Source organism: Bosea sp. (in: a-proteobacteria), assembly GCA_023910605.1.
Lineage (GTDB): Bacteria > Pseudomonadota > Alphaproteobacteria > Rhizobiales > Beijerinckiaceae > Allobosea.
This window is the reverse complement of the sequence record JAAVVV010000001.1, coordinates 1112440-1127486: the sequence shown is the minus strand read 5'-3', so window position 1 is coordinate 1127486 and position 15047 is coordinate 1112440. Positions and strand designations below refer to the sequence as shown.

General features: G+C 67.8%; 14 protein-coding genes. 12 read left to right on the top strand and 2 right to left on the bottom strand.

What is annotated here, in order from left to right:
• Positions 1-169 precede the first annotated feature (169 nt).
• Positions 170-952 (top strand): 3-hydroxybutyrate dehydrogenase, encoded by a 783-nt coding sequence (locus HEQ16_05625; GenBank protein MCO4053525.1) that lies wholly within the window; start codon positions 170-172, stop codon positions 950-952.
• Positions 949-1971, top strand: a complete 1023-nt coding sequence (locus tag HEQ16_05620; GenBank protein ID MCO4053524.1) for a patatin-like phospholipase family protein — start codon at positions 949-951, stop codon at positions 1969-1971. The genes HEQ16_05625 and HEQ16_05620 overlap by 4 nt, the downstream gene beginning before the upstream one ends.
• A 17-nt stretch (positions 1972-1988) precedes the next feature.
• Here the strand turns inward: HEQ16_05620 and mutM are convergent, their stop codons facing one another.
• A complete protein-coding gene (mutM, locus tag HEQ16_05615) occupies positions 1989-2876 on the bottom strand; it encodes a bifunctional DNA-formamidopyrimidine glycosylase/DNA-(apurinic or apyrimidinic site) lyase (protein MCO4053523.1) in 888 nt (295 codons plus the stop codon).
• Here mutM and ubiE point away from each other — a divergent pair.
• The 8 genes from ubiE (at position 2875) to HEQ16_05575 (ending at position 11112) form a co-directional block, all read left to right on the top strand.
• Complete coding sequence (gene ubiE, locus HEQ16_05610) at positions 2875-3780, top strand: bifunctional demethylmenaquinone methyltransferase/2-methoxy-6-polyprenyl-1,4-benzoquinol methylase UbiE (GenBank protein MCO4053522.1); 906 nt, start codon at positions 2875-2877, stop codon at positions 3778-3780. The genes mutM and ubiE overlap by 2 nt on opposite strands.
• A gap of 42 nt (positions 3781-3822) precedes the next feature.
• Positions 3823-5361 (top strand): 2-polyprenylphenol 6-hydroxylase, encoded by a 1539-nt coding sequence (ubiB, locus tag HEQ16_05605; GenBank protein ID MCO4053521.1) that lies wholly within the window; start codon positions 3823-3825, stop codon positions 5359-5361.
• A gap of 63 nt (positions 5362-5424) precedes the next feature.
• Positions 5425-6897 carry an AMP nucleosidase gene (locus HEQ16_05600; protein MCO4053520.1) on the top strand — a complete coding sequence of 491 codons (1473 nt, stop codon included), beginning with the start codon at positions 5425-5427 and terminating at the stop codon, positions 6895-6897.
• 46 nt (positions 6898-6943) lie between these two features.
• Positions 6944-8167 carry a bifunctional phosphopantothenoylcysteine decarboxylase/phosphopantothenate--cysteine ligase CoaBC gene (coaBC, locus tag HEQ16_05595; GenBank protein MCO4053519.1) on the top strand — a complete coding sequence of 408 codons (1224 nt, stop codon included), beginning with the start codon at positions 6944-6946 and terminating at the stop codon, positions 8165-8167.
• The gene (gene dut / locus HEQ16_05590; protein ID MCO4053518.1) at positions 8164-8634 is read left to right on the top strand and encodes a dUTP diphosphatase; all 471 of its coding nucleotides are present in this window, start codon (positions 8164-8166) and stop codon (positions 8632-8634) included. Before coaBC ends, dut begins: the two co-directional genes overlap by 4 nt.
• A gap of 52 nt (positions 8635-8686) precedes the next feature.
• Entirely contained in the window at positions 8687-9139 is a 453-nt protein-coding gene (locus tag HEQ16_05585; protein MCO4053517.1) for an Rrf2 family transcriptional regulator, read from the top strand.
• Positions 9140-9220: 81 nt separating this feature from the next.
• A complete protein-coding gene (gene cysK / locus HEQ16_05580; protein MCO4053516.1) occupies positions 9221-10195 on the top strand; it encodes a cysteine synthase A in 975 nt (324 codons plus the stop codon).
• A gap of 122 nt (positions 10196-10317) precedes the next feature.
• Complete coding sequence (locus tag HEQ16_05575; protein MCO4053515.1) at positions 10318-11112, top strand: ion transporter; 795 nt, start codon at positions 10318-10320, stop codon at positions 11110-11112.
• A gap of 34 nt (positions 11113-11146) precedes the next feature.
• Here HEQ16_05575 and HEQ16_05570 read toward each other — a convergent pair whose 3' ends face one another.
• A complete protein-coding gene (locus HEQ16_05570) occupies positions 11147-12196 on the bottom strand; it encodes a cysteine synthase A (protein MCO4053514.1) in 1050 nt (349 codons plus the stop codon).
• A 90-nt stretch (positions 12197-12286) separates the two neighbouring features.
• Here HEQ16_05570 and HEQ16_05565 point away from each other — a divergent pair, with 90 nt between their 5' ends.
• Together HEQ16_05565 and HEQ16_05560 are read left to right on the top strand one after the other, a co-directional pair.
• Entirely contained in the window at positions 12287-13585 is a 1299-nt protein-coding gene (locus HEQ16_05565) for a class I SAM-dependent RNA methyltransferase (protein ID MCO4053513.1), read from the top strand.
• A 1-nt stretch (position 13586) separates the two neighbouring features.
• Positions 13587-14990 carry an FAD-binding oxidoreductase gene (locus HEQ16_05560; protein MCO4053512.1) on the top strand — a complete coding sequence of 468 codons (1404 nt, stop codon included), beginning with the start codon at positions 13587-13589 and terminating at the stop codon, positions 14988-14990.
• Positions 14991-15047 lie beyond the last annotated feature (57 nt).

The window sequence follows — 15047 nt, the reverse complement described above, 5'->3', positions numbered from 1 at the left end:
CGCAGGGGCCGCCATGGTGCGGCGCGGAGCAGCCCAGATCAAGCATGGCGTGGCGTGAGCTTCGCCTGACTTGCGTGTGAGCCTGACTTGCGCGTGAGCCTGACTTGCGCGTGAGCGTGGAGGCGGTAGGTTGCAGCGCAGCAATTCCTCTCGCAACAGGACCTGATCCATGTCTCTCAAGGGCCGCAACGCCGTCATCACGGGCTCCACCAGCGGCATCGGCCTTGGCATCGCCAAGGCGCTGGCAGCACAGGGCTGCAACATCATGCTCAACGGCCTGCCTACCCCGGACTGCGAGCAGATCCGGGCCGAACTCGCCGCCGCCAGCGGGGTCATGGTGCTGTTCGACCCGGCCAACATGGCCAGGACGGAAGACGTGCGCCATCTGATCCGCCGCACCGAGAGCGAGTTCGGCAGCGTCGACATCCTCGTCAACAATGCCGGCGTGCAGCATGTCTCGCCAATCCAGGATTTTCCCGAGGAGAAGCTCGACCTCGTTTTCCGGATCAACTTCTTCTCGGCCTTCCACGCCATCGCGGCCGCGCTGCCCGGCATGAAGGCCCGGCAATGGGGCCGGATCATCGACATCACCTCGGCGCACAGCCTTGTCGCCTCGCCGTTCAAGTCGGCCTATGTGGCGTCCAAGCATGCCGTGATGGGCCTGACCAAGACGGTGGCTCTTGAGGTGGCGACTGACGGCATCACCGTCAACAACATCGCGCCGGGCTATGTCTGGACGCCGCTGGTCGAGCGGCAGATCCCCGACACCATGGCGGCGCGCGGGCTCACCAGGGAGCAGGTCATCGAGGATGTTATGCTGAAGGCGCAGCCCACCAAGCGCTTCGTCTCCATCGAGGAGGTGGCGGCAGCGGCGGTGTTCCTCGCGTCGGACGCAGCGGGCTCCATCACCGGCACGACGCTGTCCATTGATGGCGGCTGGACAGCGGCATGAGCGCTTCCCCCAAATCCATCCTTCTGGCGCTTCAGGGCGGCGGCGCGCATGGCGCCTTCACCTGGGGCGTGCTGGACCAGCTCATCGAGGACGGGCGTCTGCGCTTCGAGGCGATCTCCGGCACGAGCGCGGGGGCGATGAATGCGGTCGTGCTGGCCGATGGCTGGATCGAAGGGGGGCCGGATGGCGCGCGCAAGGGGCTCGACACCTTCTGGCGCTCGATCAGCACCGACGGCAAGCTCAGCCTCGCGCAGCGCACCATCCTCGACAGCTTCTTCTCGTCCGCGCCGCTGTCGGGCCTCGGCATCGGCGAGTTCTGGCTCGGATTCTTCAAGCATTCGTCCAGCCCCTACAATTTCAACCCGCTCAACTTCAATCCGCTGAAGGACCTGCTGGAGCGGGAGATCAACTTCGAGCGCGTGCGGAGCTGCAAGGAGTTCAAGCTTTTCATCGCTGCCACCAATGTCGAAACAGGCAAGGCGCGCGTGTTCGAGGGCAAGGAGCTGACGGCGGATCATGTCATGGCTTCGGCCTGCCTGCCCACGGTGTTCCAGGCCGTGGAGATCGACGGCGTGCCCTATTGGGATGGCGGATACATGGGCAATCCCGCCCTTTATCCGCTGTTCTACGGCACGGGCAGCGACGACATCCTGCTGGTGCAGATCAACCCGCTGGAGCGCAAGGGCGTGCCCAAGACCGCGCAGGACATCCGCAACCGCCTCAACGAGATCAGCTTCAACGCGACGCTTCTGCGCGAGATGCGCGCCATCGATTTCGTCACGCGGCTGATCGAGAAGGGGCTCCTGTCCACCAGGGAATACAAGAAGATCAGGATGCATCGCATCGCGCTCAGCGAGGCGCTGAGCGATGTCGACGCCTCGTCCAAGCTCAAGGCGAAGCTCGACTTCTTCCTGATGCTGAAGAAGGCCGGCCGCGTCGCCGCGCGCAACTGGCTTTCCAAGCATTACGACGATCTGGGCAGGCGCGCGACGATCGATCTCAAGGCCGAATTCGGCTGAGCGCGGCGGGGCCTGCCTCAGCGCGGCTGGCATGAGGCGCAGAAGAAGGTGGAGCGGCCTGCCTGCACGATGCGCGCGACGGCGCTGCCGCAGCCGGCCGCCGCGCACGGCTCTCCCTCGCGACCATAGACCCTGAAGGCATGCTGGAAATAGCCGAGCGATCCATCCGCATGGGCGAAGTCGCGCAGGGTCGAGCCGCCGGCGGCGATCGCCTCCTCAAGCACATCCCGGATGATGCTGGCGAGCTCATGGGCCTTGGGGCGGGGCCGACCCGTGGGCGTGGCGATCACGCCGGCGGGCAGCTCCGGATGGAGCCCGGCGCGGAACAGCGCCTCGCAGACATAGATGTTGCCCAGCCCCGCGATCAGCCGCTGATCGAGCAGCGCGGCCTTGAGCGGGGCCAGCTTGCCGGCAAAGAGCCGCGCCAGCATCTCCCCGGACAGCTCGTTGCCCAGCGGCTCGATCCCCATGGCCGCGAAATGGCGGCTGGCATGGAGCCCTGACATGGGAGAAAGGTCCATGAAGCCGAAGCGGCGCACGTCATTATAGGTGACGCGCCCGCGCTGGCCGAGCCCGAACACCACATGATCATGAACCGGGTGACGGTTCACCATCGCATGGAACTCGCCCGGCTCATGGGCGGGCGCGCCCGGCGCCTCCACGATGAAGCGGCCGGTCATGCCCAGATGCATGATCAGCGCCTCGCCCGAGGAGAGCTCCGCGACGAGATACTTGGCGCGCCGGCTGAGCGACAGGACCCTCTGGCCCTCGACCCGCGCGACGAAGCGCTCCGGGAAGGCGAAGCGCAGATTCTTGCGGCGCAGCTGGAGGCTTTCGATCCGCGCGCCGACCAGCGCGGGCTCGAGCCCACGGCGGACGGTTTCGACTTCGGGCAGCTCGGGCATGGCGGGCCTTCGAGGTCACGGGCAGGCGGCTGGCTTCTCGCGCGCTCGCAGCAAGTCGCTGTGGCGTCATGCCCGCATAGCGCAGCGGCGCAAGTTTCGCTATGTGTGCGCCATGGAAACGCACGCCAGACCCGCGCCCCCGGCGCATGACCATGACGACGCCACGCATTTCGGCTTCGAGACCGTCCGCCTCGCCGACAAGCAGGCCAAGGTGGACGACGTGTTCCACAAGGTAGCGGGCCGTTATGACCTGATGAACGACTTCATGTCGGCCGGGCTGCACCGGGTCTGGAAGGATGTGCTGGTGTCCATGGCGCGGCCCTCGCGAACGCGGCCATTCCGCCACCTCGATGTCGCGGGCGGCACCGGCGACGTGGCCTTCCGCGTGCTGGAGGCGGGCGGGCCGCAGACGCAGGTCACCGTGCTCGACATCAATGGCGACATGCTGGGCGTCGGGCGCGAACGCGCCGCAAAGCGCTTCCCCGGCGATGACCGCATCGCTTTCGTCGAGGCCAATGCCGAGGCCCTGCCATTGGAGGGCGGCCAGTTCGACGCCTACACCATCGCCTTCGGCATCCGGAACGTGCCGCGCATCGACAAGGCGCTGTCCGAGGCCTACCGCGTGCTCAAGCGCGGCGGCCGCTTCCTGTGCCTCGAGTTCAGCCAGGTGGACATTCCCATGCTCGATGCGGTGTATGACAGTTATTCCTTCAACGTCATCCCGCCGCTGGGCCGGATGGTGACCGGCGAAGCCGCGCCCTACCAGTATCTTGTGGAATCCATCCGGCAGTTTCCGAAGCCCCGCGCCTTCGAGGCCATGATCGCGCAGGCCGGCTTCGCGCGGGCCAGCCACACGATGCTCACCGCCGGGGTGGTCGCGATCCATTCCGGCTGGAAGCTCTGAGCGAAGGCCGCGCGCACCTTGTTCTCGACGCTCGCCTCCGTGATGCGATTGACGCGCGTCGGCTTCGTGCTGGCGCGCGAGGGCGCGCTGGCGCTCATCGATCCGGCCGCGTTGCCGGCAGGCCCGCCGCGCTGGGGCCTGTGGCTGGCGCGGCGCATCGAGCGGCGCGATGTCGGGGGCTCCGCCGAGAGGCTGGCGGCCGCGCTGACCCGGCTGGGGCCGAGCCATGTCAAGTTCGGCCAGTTCCTCGCGACGCGTCCCGATGTGGTGGGCGCGCGGATCGCGGCAGACCTGTCGCAGCTTCAGGACCGGATGCCGCCCTTCCCCACGCCCGTGGCGATCGCCACGATCGAGGCTTCGCTCGGCAAGCCGTGGAAGCAGGCCTTCCATGCGCTCGACGAGCCCATCGCCGCAGCCTCGATCTCGCAGGTTCATCCGGCCATAACGGCGGATGGCCGCAAGGTCGCGGTGAAGGTGCTGAGGCCCGATGTCAGGGCCCGCTTCGGGCGCGACCTCAGGGCCATGCGCCGGGGCGCCGAGCTGGCGGAGCAGTTCTCCGGTGAGGCCAAGCGGCTGCGCGTGACGGGCGTGGTGGACACGCTGATCCGCTCCGTCGTGATGGAGATGGACCTCAGGCTTGAAGCCGCCGCCCTGTCGGAGCTGGCGCAGAACACAGCCGAGGATACGGATTTCCGCGTGCCGAAGCCCGATTGGGAACTGACGGGACGCGACATTCTCGTGGCGGAATGGGTGGATGGCATCCGCCTGTCCGACCTCGCGGCCATCGACGCCGCCGGCCATGACCGGGTAGCGCTCGGGCGCAACGTGATCCAGTCCTTCCTCAAGCACACACTGCGCGACGGCTTCTTCCATGCCGACATGCACCCGGGAAATCTCTTCATCGACGCGCAGGGCCGCCTCGTCGCGGTGGATGGCGGCATCATGGGGCGGCTCGAGCCGAAGGAACGCCGCTTCCTTGCGGAGATCCTGCTCGGCTTCATCACGCGCGACTATCGCCGCGTAGCAGAGGTGCATTTCGAGGCGGGCTATGTGCCGGCGCATCACTCGGTGGCTGATTTCGCGCAGGCCATCCGCGCCGTGGGCGAGCCGATCCATAACCGCAGCGCCGACGAGATCTCGATGGCCAAGGTGCTCACCCTGCTGTTCGAGATCACCGGACTTTTCGACATGAAGACCCGGACCGAGCTGGTGATGCTGCAGAAGACCATGGTCGTGGTCGAAGGCGTGGGCCGCATGCTTGACCCCAAGCTCGACATGTGGAGCACCGCCGAGCCGGTGGTGCGCGCCTGGATCACCCGCAATCTTGGCCCGGTCGGCCGCATCGAGGATGTGGGGCGCGGCGCGCTTTCGCTGGCAGGAGCCGTGGCGCGGCTGCCCGAGATGGTGGGCCGCACCGAGCGCCTTCTGGAGCGCCTCGAGACCGCCGCCGCGACAGGCTTCAAGGTCGACGAGGAGACAGTCGAGGCGATCGGCAAGGCCGAGGCGCGGCACAACCGCTTCGGCATCGTCATGCTCGCGATCATCACCATCCTGGTGGGCTGGATGGCGCTGGCCAGCTGAGGGCGACGGGTCGCGAGCCCTGGCCACGGTTGCCAGCCGCGCACTGCTTGGCATATCTAGTCCATGACAAAGCCGAAGACGTCGTCCTACAGGCCGGTCTCGACTCCCGAGGAAGCCCTCGAACGGCTTCAGGAGCTTTACGAGTCGGCCACCGCAGCCATCCGCAAGGCGCTCGACGCCTACCTGACCGAACGCACCATCCCCACGTCCGAACAGCGCGCCCGCTTCCGCTATCCGGAGCTTCGGTTGAGCTATGATCCGGACAGGACGCAGCATGTGACGCGGCGCGGCTATGCGCGCTTCTCCGCTCCGGGCGTCTACGCCACCACGGTGACCCATCCGGCCGAATTCCGGGCCTATCTGCTGGACCAGCTCACGCCGCTGGTGGAGGACTACGGCGCGACGATGGAGGTGGGTGTCAGCGAGCAGGAGATCCCCTATCCTTATGCGCTGCAGGGCGGCGACGAGCTGGCGCGTGGCGGGGTCACGGCGCAGGAGCTGGCGCGGCACTTTCCCGTGCCGCTGCTCTCCACCATCGGCGATGAGATCGCGGACGGCACCTTCGACCTGTCGGGGCCGGAGCCGAGGCCGCTGAGCCTGTTCGATGCGGTGCGGACCGACTATTCGCTGCGCCGCCTGATCCACTACACCGGAACCGACTGGCGCGGCTTCCAGCGCTGGATCCTGCTCACCAACTACCACCGCTATGTCGACCAGTTCGTGCGCCACGGCATCGAGATGATCCGCAGCGGCGAGGCGGAGCGGCTGGTGGCGCCGGGCGGGCTGGTGATCGATGCGCGCAGCGCGGATGAGTCCGCGCTGGCCCGTCTCGCCGCCGCTCCCTGGCACCGGTTCCAGATGCCGGCCTACCACCTCGTCAAGGCCGACGGGCAGGGCATCACGCTCGTGAACATCGGGGTGGGACCCTCCAACGCCAAGAACATCACCGATCATCTTGCGGTGCTCAGGCCCAATGCCTGGCTGATGATCGGCCATTGCGGAGGGCTGCGCCATGCCCAGGTCATCGGCGATTACGTGCTTGCCCATGCCTATTTCCGGCAGGACCGCATCCTGAGCGATCTGCTGCCGCCAGAGATCCCGATTCCGGCGCTGGCCGAGGTCCAGATCGCGCTGCAGCAGGCGGCGGCGCGCGTCACGGGCGAGAGCGGCGAGGCGCTGAAGAACCGGCTGCGCACCGGCACCGTGGTCACTTTCGACGACAGGAACTGGGAGCTGCAATGGAGCGCGGTGCGCACGCGCATCAACCAGTCCCGCGCCATTGCTGTGGACATGGAGTCAGGCACCATCGCGGCGCAGGGCTATCGGCTGCGCGTGCCTTACGGCACGTTGCTGTGCGTGTCGGACAAGCCGCTTCATGGCGAGATCAAGCTACCCGGCGCGGCCAACGCCTTCTATGAGCGGGCGGTCAACGAGCACCTGAAGATCGGCATTGAGACGGTGGAACTGCTCAAGCAGGCCGGCTCCAGCATCCATTCACGCAAGCTGCGCAGCTTCGACGAGCCGCCATTTCGGTGATAAGCGTAGCGCCCCACGCGGCACGTCATCCGGCAGAAACGACCCCATGCTTCATGGCAAGACCATCCTGATCATCATCGGCGGCGGCATCGCGGCCTACAAATCGCTCGAACTGATCCGCGAGGTGAAGAAGCGCGGCGGCCATGTGCGCACCATCCTGACCCGGGCAGGCGCGCAATTCGTGACGCCGCTCTCCATCGCGGCGCTTTCCGGGGAGAAGGTCCATGACGACCTGTTCTCGCTGACCGACGAGGTGCAGATGGGTCACATCCAGCTCTCGCGCGCCGCCGATCTTGTCGTCGCCGCCCCCGCCACGGCCGACCTCATCGCGCGGATGGCGGGCGGCCAGGCCAGCGACCTCGCCGCCACGGCCCTGCTGGCGACCGACAAGCGCGTGCTGATCGCGCCCGCGATGAACGTGCGGATGTGGCTGCATCCGGCAACGCAGCGCAACCTCGCCACGCTTGTCGCCGACGGCGTGAGCGTGGTCGGCCCCAACGAGGGCGACATGGCCTGCGGCGAATATGGGCCGGGCCGCATGGCCGAGCCCTCCGAGATCGTCGCCGCGATCGAGGCCATGCTTGCGCCGGAGGCCAGGCCCCTGTCGGGCCGGCATGTGCTGGTCACATCCGGGCCGACGCATGAGCCGATCGACCCGGTGCGCTACATCGCCAACCGTTCGTCCGGAAAGCAGGGCCACGCCATCGCCGAAGCGGCGGCAAGGGCGGGCGCGCAGGTGACGCTGATCAGCGGCCCCGTGACCCTTGGCGATCCCGCCGGCGTCACCACGGTCCATGTCGAGACCGCCAACGAGATGCTTGCCGCGGTCGAGGCCGCGCTGCCGGCCGACATCGCGATCTTCGCCGCCGCGGTGGCGGATTGGCGGGTGCAGAACAGCGCGGGGCGGAAACTCAAGAAGGACCGGGGCGAGGCGCCATCCCTGGTGCTGACGCCAAATCCGGACATCCTGGCCATCATCGCACAGCAGGGCGCCGGCCGGCCGCCGCTGGTGATCGGCTTCGCCGCCGAGACCGAGGCGGTCATCGACAACGCGAGGGCCAAGCTCGCGCGCAAGGGCTGCGACCTCATCGTCGCCAATGATGTCAGCCTGTCGGGCTCCGGCATCGCGGGCGGCGTGATGGGCGGCGACGCGAACGCCGTGCATCTGGTCAGCGCCGCCGGCGTGACATCCTGGCCGATCCTGAGCAAGGACGAAGTGGCCCGGCGGCTTGTGCTGCACATGGCCACGCTCGATCCACGCGCGACATGACCGGCGCCGATCCAGTTCCCCTGAAGCTGCTGAGGCTGCCGCATGGCGCCGGGCTGGCCCTGCCGGATTATGCCTCGGGGCAGGCGGCAGGGCTCGATCTGCGGGCGGCGATCCCAGCAGGCGAAAGCGTCACGCTGCGAAGCGGCGAGCGGGTCCTTGTCCCGACAGGCATCGCGCTCCAGATTCCTCCAGGCTTCGAAGCGCAGGTCCGGCCGCGCTCGGGGCTGGCCGTCAAGCATGGGGTGACGGTGCTGAACAGCCCCGGAACCATCGATGCGGACTATCGGGGTGAAATCAATGTGATCCTGGTCAATCTCGGGCCTGACTCGTTCGAGTTGCGCCGGGGTGACAGGATCGCGCAACTTGTTCTCGCGCCGGTTTCGCGCGCGGTCCTGATCGAGGTCTCCAGCCTCGACCGGACTCCGCGCGGGACAGGCGGGTTCGGCTCGACCGGACTGGGGGGCTGAGAAGCGGGTCGCTTGCCACGTCGTCCGTCCATAGCAAAGGTGTCTTTCCAGCATGATCCTGCTTTCGCGCCGCAGCCTTCTGTCCATCGCAGCCGTCGTCGACATCGCCCTCCACGCCCGCCCCCTTCCGGTTTCGGCCAAGATGCTGGCGGCGCGCCACGATCTGCCGCCCCGGCATCTGGAGACGGTGCTGCAGGCGCTGGTCCGCCATGGCATCCTCAAGGGCGTGCGCGGGCCGCGCGGCGGCTATGAGCTGGCGCGGGAGCGCCGCCGCATCACCGCTGGCGATGTGGTGCGCGCCGCCATGTCGGCCACCGGAGAGGATGACCTGCCGCCCCTGCCCCATTCACGCCTGGTCGACGAAATCGTGGGGCCGGAGGTCCGCGCCGCGGGCGAGGCCTTCCTGACGAGGCTCGACGGCATCACGGTCGAGGACTTGTGCAAGAATGCCGAAAAGCAGCGCGTCTTCGGCCTGGACGGCATGACGGCAGATTTCACGATTTGAAATGTGAATTATTTCAATTCGCGATTTCTCTTGTAAAATAACGGAGTCGCGCTTAACTCTCCTCTACGGAAGGAGAGTTCCATGTCCACAGCGCACACGCCAGACGCAAAGCCCCCCGGGCGCGGCCTCATCTATGATTCGATCACTGACACGATCGGCGACACGCCCATCGTCCGGCTCAGGCGCATCGGCGCCGAGCGCGGCATCAAGGCCAATCTTCTGGCCAAGCTCGAGTTCTTCAACCCGATCGCCAGCGTCAAGGACCGGATCGGCGTCAGCATGGTTGATGCGCTTGAGGCGTCCGGCCGGCTCAAGGCAGGCGGGACGCTGATCGAGGCCACGTCCGGCAACACCGGGATCGCACTCGCTTTCGTGGCGGCTGCGCGCGGCTACCGCATGGTTCTTGTCATGCCCGAGACCATGTCGCTGGAGCGGCGCAAGATGCTGGCGCTGCTCGGCGCGGAGCTGGTGCTGACGCCAGGACCGCAGGGCATGCGCGGTGCCCTGGCCCGTGCCCATGAGCTTCAGGCGGAAATCCCCGGCGCCATCATCGCCGGGCAGTTCGAGAACCCCTCGAACCCCGAGATCCATCGCCGCACCACGGCGGAGGAGATCTGGAACGACACCAGGGGCGAGATCGACTATTTTGTTTCCGGCGTCGGCACAGGCGGCACCATCACCGGCGTGGGCCAGGTGCTGAAGGCCCGCAAGCCGGCGCTCAGGATCGTTGCCGTGGAGCCCGAGGACAGCCCGGTGCTGTCCGGAGGCCAGGCGGGGCCGCACAAGATCCAGGGCATCGGCGCGGGCTTCGTGCCCAACGTGCTCGACCGCTCCGTGATCGACGAGGTGGTGACGGTGGGCAACCAGACGGCCTTCGAGACGGCGCGGCTGCTGGCGCGCCTCGAAGGTGTTCCCGGCGGCATTTCCTCCGGCGCGGCCGTGGCGGGGGCGCTCGAACTCGCCAGCCGGCCGGGCATGGAGGGCAAGAACATCGTCATCATCATCCCCTCCTTCGCCGAGCGCTACATCTCGAGCGCGCTGTTCGAAGGGCTTTGAAGGGGCTGCGCTTTCCTTCTGTCCCCAGATTAACAACGGCGGCCGCCAAGGCCGCCGTTGATTTTTGCAGGCCAGGCCCCAGTTTGCGGCGCAGCGAATCAATGCCGCCGACGGACCTCGCCATGACTGCCTTCCTTGCCCCCATCATCAACCATCCGGCCACCGAGCGGGCGGTGATGATCCTCATCATCATCAACGCCATCACGCTTGGGCTCGAGACATCCAAGCCAGTCATGGACGCTTACGGGCCGCTGCTGATCGCGTTGGACCGCATCATTCTCGCCATCTTCGTGGTGGAGCTGGCGGCCCGCATGTTCGTCAAGCGCGGCGCCTTCTTCCGCGATCCGTGGAGCCTGTTCGACCTGTTCGTGATCGGCATCGCTCTGGTGCCGACCTCGGAATCACTGTCGGTGCTGCGGGCCCTGCGCGTGCTGCGCGCGCTGAGGCTGATCACCATCGTGCCATCGCTGCGCAAGGTCGTCGCGGGCCTGATCGGCGCGCTGCCGGGCATGGGGTCGATCGGCCTGCTGCTGGTTCTGGTCTATTACGTGTTCGCCGTGATGGGCACCAAGCTCTTCGGCGAGACCAACCCCGAGTTGTTCGGCTCCATCGGCACGACAGCCTACACTCTGTTCCAGTCCATGACCTTCGACGACTGGTCCAACGGCATCGTCAAGCCGCTGGTCGAGAAGGGCCACACATGGGGGTGGCTTTTCGTCATGCTGTTCATGGTGCTCAGCGCCTTCATGGTGCTGAACCTGTTCATTGGCGTCGTCGTGACGGCGCTTGACGAGGTCACGGCCTCGGAGGCGCCCAAACTGACGCATCCGGCCCATGATGCCGAAATGATCGCCGCCGAACTCAAGGCATTGCGGGCCGAGATCGCCGCGCTGCGGGGGCAGATCGCCAAGACGTGAGCAGGTGAGGCGGCAGACCGTCGCTGGCTCGACGTCAATCGCCGAGGACTGAACCCAGGATGGCAGGGTCGATGCCCGGCCCCCGCTCCAGCCAGCGCGGCGCCGGCAGGCCCTTCCCGCGCAGGAAGGCGGGGTCGAACAGCTTTGAACGGTAGCGCGTGCCATAGTCGCACAGGATGGTGACGATGGTGCGGCCCGGCCCGAGATGCCGGGCAAGGCGGATGGCCCCGGCGACGTTGACCGCCGCCGATCCGCCCACGCACAGGCCCTCATGCTCAAGGAGGTCGAAGCCCACCGGCAGCGCCTCCTCATCCGGAATCTGGAAGGACGCATCCGGCCGGAAGCCGTCGAGATTGGCGGTGATGCGCCCCTGCCCGATGCCTTCGGTGATGGAGGAACCCTCCGCCTTGAGCGTGCCGGTGGTGTAGTAGGCATGCAGGGCCGCGCCGAGCGGATCGGCAAGGCCGATGACCACATCGGGCTTCAACGCCCTCAGGGCCTTGGCGACGCCCGCAAGCGTGCCTCCCGTGCCCACCGCGCAGATGAAGCCGTCGACATCGCCGCCCGTCTGCTCCCAGATTTCCGGCCCTGTGGTGGCGGCATGGCCCTCGCGATTGGCGAGATTGTCGAACTGGTTGGCCCAGACGACGCCGGCGGGCGTGACCTTGTCCAGCGCTTCAGCGAGCCGGCCTGAAACCTTCACATAGTTGTTCGGATTGGCGAAGGGCACGGCCGGAACCTCTATCAGCTCTGCGCCGGCCAGGCGGATCATGTCCTTCTTCTCCTGGCTCTGGGTCTGCGGGATCACGATCACCGTGCGATAGCCCAGCGCGTTGCCCAGGAGCGCAAGTCCGATGCCGGTGTTGCCGGCCGTGCCTTCGACGATGACGCCGCCCGGCCTGAGCGCGCCGCGCGCCTCGGCATCGCGGATGATGGCGAGCGCGGCCCGGTCCTTGATCGACTGGCCGGGGTTCATGAACTCGGCCTTGCCCAGGATGCGGCAGCCCGTGGCCTCGGACGCGCGGCGCAGGGCGATGAGCGGAGTGTTGCCGATGGCCTCGATCACGCCGTTCCTGATGGTCATGCCACGTATCTCCCTGTTGGGCGTTTCCGGCGCCCGCCGAACCTGATAGGCGAAGCGCAGACATCCGTCATCACCTTGAGAGGCTTCCCCTTGGCGCTTCCCCGCCCACTTTCCGGCCCGCTTTCCGCCCCCGGCCCGCGCAGGCTCGTCATCGAACGGCTCGGCGCGCGTGGCGACGGCATCGCCCAGGACGAGGCAGGCCGGGAGGCCGGCTTCGTGACGGGCGCGCTGCCGGGCGAAGTGGTGGAGGCCGCCGGCGATGGCGAGGCGCCCGAGCCTGGCGCCATCCTCACCGCCTCTCCCGAGCGCACGGCGCCGATCTGCCGTTTTTTCGGGGCCTGCGGCGGCTGCGTCATCCAGCATGCCAGCCCCGCCCTCCAAGCCGAATGGAAGCGCGGGCTGGTGGCGCAGGCGCTGGAGCGCGCCGGCATCGCCGCCACGATCAACCCGCTACTCGACGGCCATGGCGAGGGACGCCGGCGGGTGACGCTTCACGGCAGGCGGCGCGAGGCGGAATCGCTCGCGGGCTTCATGCGGGCGCGCAGCCACGAGCTGATCGCCATCGATCACTGCCCCATCCTCGAGGCAAGGCTGGCCCGTGCGCCGGCCATCGCCACCGCCTTGACCGGAGCCCTGGCGGCCTCGGCCAAGCCGCTCACCATCCTCGTCACGGCGACGGAGAACGGGCTCGACGTCGACGTGCGCGGCAACGGCCCGCCGAGCGAGAAGCAGCGCATCGGGCTGACGCAGCTGGCGAGCCAGCTCGACCTGGCGCGACTGTCCATCCATGGAGACACCATCGTGGCGCGGCGCGAGCCTACCCAGCGCATGGGGCGGGCTCTGGTGACGATCCCGCCGGGCGGCTTCCTGCAGCCCACGCTCGCGGGCGAGGCTCTTCTGGGCCGGCTCGCCATGGAAGCGGTGGCCGGCGCCAAGCGGGTGGCGGACCTGTTCGCGGGCTCGGGCCCCTTCGCGCTGCGCCTTGCCGAGACGGCGGAGGTCACCGCCTATGAAAGCGAGGAGGCCGCGCTGGTTGCGCTCGACAAGGCCGCGCGCGCCACGCCGGGCCTTCGGCGCGTCCTGACCGAGCGCCGCGACCTGTTCCGGCGTCCGCTGCTGCCGCTGGAGCTCAAGGGCTTCGATGCCGTCGTGCTCGATCCGCCGCGGGCTGGGTCCGAGGCGCAATGCGTGCAGCTCGCGCAATCGTCCGTGCCGCGCATCGCCTACATCTCGTGCGATGTCGGCAGCTTCGCGCGTGATGCCGCCCTGCTTCTGAAGGGCGGATACCAGCTCGACAGCGTGACCCCGGTCGACCAGTTTCGCCATTCGGCCCATGTCGAGCTGGTCGGCATCCTGTCGAAGGCGAGGCCCAGGGCCGCCAGGAGGTGAGATGAGCGCTCTTCTCGAAAGCCTGTCGCAGATCGTCGGCGCGCGGCAGGTGCTGACCGCCGAGGCTGACATGGCTCCGCACCTCAAGGAATGGCGCAATCTTTTCAAGGGCCGCGCAAGCGCCGTCGTCAAGCCAGCCAGCACTGGCGAGGTCGCGGCCATCCTGTCGCTGGCGCATCAAACCGGCACGCCCATCGTGCCGCAGGGCGGCAACACCGGGCTGGTGGGCGGCCAGATCCCCGTGGCCGAGGGCCGCGAGATCATCCTGTCGCTGGCGCGCATGGACAAGGTGCGGGCCGTGGAGCCCTCCAGCGACACCATCATCGTCGAGGCAGGGGTCACGCTGCAGCGGGTGCAGGAGGCCGCTGATGCCGCAGGGCGGCTGTTCCCGCTCTCGCTGGCTTCAGAGGGCAGCTGCACCATCGGCGGCAATCTCTCGACCAATGCTGGCGGGACGGCCGTGATCGCCTATGGCAATGCCAGGGATCTGTGCCTAGGCCTCGAGGTAGTGCTGGCCGACGGGCGCATATGGAACGGCCTGCGCACGCTGCGCAAGGACAATACGGGCTATGACCTCAAGAACCTCTTCATCGGCGCGGAGGGCACGCTCGGCATCATCACCGCCGCGTCGCTGAAGCTGTTTCCCAGGCCGCAGTCACGGGCCACCGCGTTTCTTGCCGTGCCCGACCCGGGGCGGGCGCTGGCGCTGCTCAACCTCGTCAAGGCGGAGGCGGGCCCGGCGCTGACCACCTTCGAGCTGATGCCGCGCTTCGGGCTCGAGGTCGTGGTGCGCCATGCCGCCGGTGCACGTGACCCATTGTCGGCGCCTTCGCCCTGGATGGTGCTGATGGAGCTGTCATCGCCGCGTGCCGCCGGCCTCGACGCCACGCTGGAAACGCTGCTTGAAACCGCGCTGGAGCAGGGCCTCGTCACAGATGCCGCGATCGCGGCCTCAGAGGCGCAACGGCGCGCGCTCTGGCGCATCCGCGAGGCGATGAGCGAGGTTCAGGGCTACGAGGGCGGATCGATCAAGCATGATGTCTCGGTGCCGGTTGCGAGCGTGCCGGCCTTTCTGGCGCGCGGCATCGCGCTGGTCGAGGCGATGGCGCCGGGCTGCCGGCCGCTGCCCTTCGGCCACCTTGGCGACGGCAACATCCACTTCAACGTCTCGCAGCCGGTCGGCGCGGACAAGGAGGCGTTCCTCGCCTTGTGGGGCGACATGAATGAGGCCGTGCATGGGCTGGTCCGTGAGTTCGGCGGCTCGATCTCGGCCGAGCACGGCATCGGCCGGCTCAAGCGGCATCTGCTGGCTTCGGTCAAGGATCCGGTGGAGCTGGCGATGATGCGCGCCATCAAGGCGACGCTCGATCCGTCCGGCATCCTCAATCCGGGCTCGGTGCTGTGAGCGCGATCCGCGCGATGGAGGTTGGCGAGGGCCGGCGCGGCGGGATAGAAGATGACG

Excerpts from the sequence above, each read along its gene's own strand:
- HEQ16_05575 (MCO4053515.1), top strand. The coding sequence starts at position 10,318 with ATGACTGCCTTCCTTGCCCCCATCATCAACCATCCGGCCACCGAGCGG.
- HEQ16_05560 (MCO4053512.1), top strand. The coding sequence starts at position 13,587 with ATGAGCGCTCTTCTCGAAAGCCTGTCGCAGATCGTCGGCGCGCGGCAG.
- ubiB (MCO4053521.1), top strand. The coding sequence starts at position 3,823 with ATGCGATTGACGCGCGTCGGCTTCGTGCTGGCGCGCGAGGGCGCGCTG.
- HEQ16_05625 (MCO4053525.1), top strand. The coding sequence starts at position 170 with ATGTCTCTCAAGGGCCGCAACGCCGTCATCACGGGCTCCACCAGCGGC.
- HEQ16_05585 (MCO4053517.1), top strand. The coding sequence starts at position 8,687 with ATGATCCTGCTTTCGCGCCGCAGCCTTCTGTCCATCGCAGCCGTCGTC.
- coaBC (MCO4053519.1), top strand. The coding sequence starts at position 6,944 with ATGCTTCATGGCAAGACCATCCTGATCATCATCGGCGGCGGCATCGCG.
- HEQ16_05600 (MCO4053520.1), top strand. The coding sequence starts at position 5,425 with ATGACAAAGCCGAAGACGTCGTCCTACAGGCCGGTCTCGACTCCCGAG.
- mutM (MCO4053523.1), bottom strand. The coding sequence starts at position 2,876 with ATGCCCGAGCTGCCCGAAGTCGAAACCGTCCGCCGTGGGCTCGAGCCC.
- HEQ16_05620 (MCO4053524.1), top strand. The coding sequence starts at position 949 with ATGAGCGCTTCCCCCAAATCCATCCTTCTGGCGCTTCAGGGCGGCGGC.
- HEQ16_05570 (MCO4053514.1), bottom strand. The coding sequence starts at position 12,196 with ATGACCATCAGGAACGGCGTGATCGAGGCCATCGGCAACACTCCGCTC.
- ubiE (MCO4053522.1), top strand. The coding sequence starts at position 2,875 with ATGGCGGGCCTTCGAGGTCACGGGCAGGCGGCTGGCTTCTCGCGCGCT.
- dut (MCO4053518.1), top strand. The coding sequence starts at position 8,164 with ATGACCGGCGCCGATCCAGTTCCCCTGAAGCTGCTGAGGCTGCCGCAT.
- cysK (MCO4053516.1), top strand. The coding sequence starts at position 9,221 with ATGTCCACAGCGCACACGCCAGACGCAAAGCCCCCCGGGCGCGGCCTC.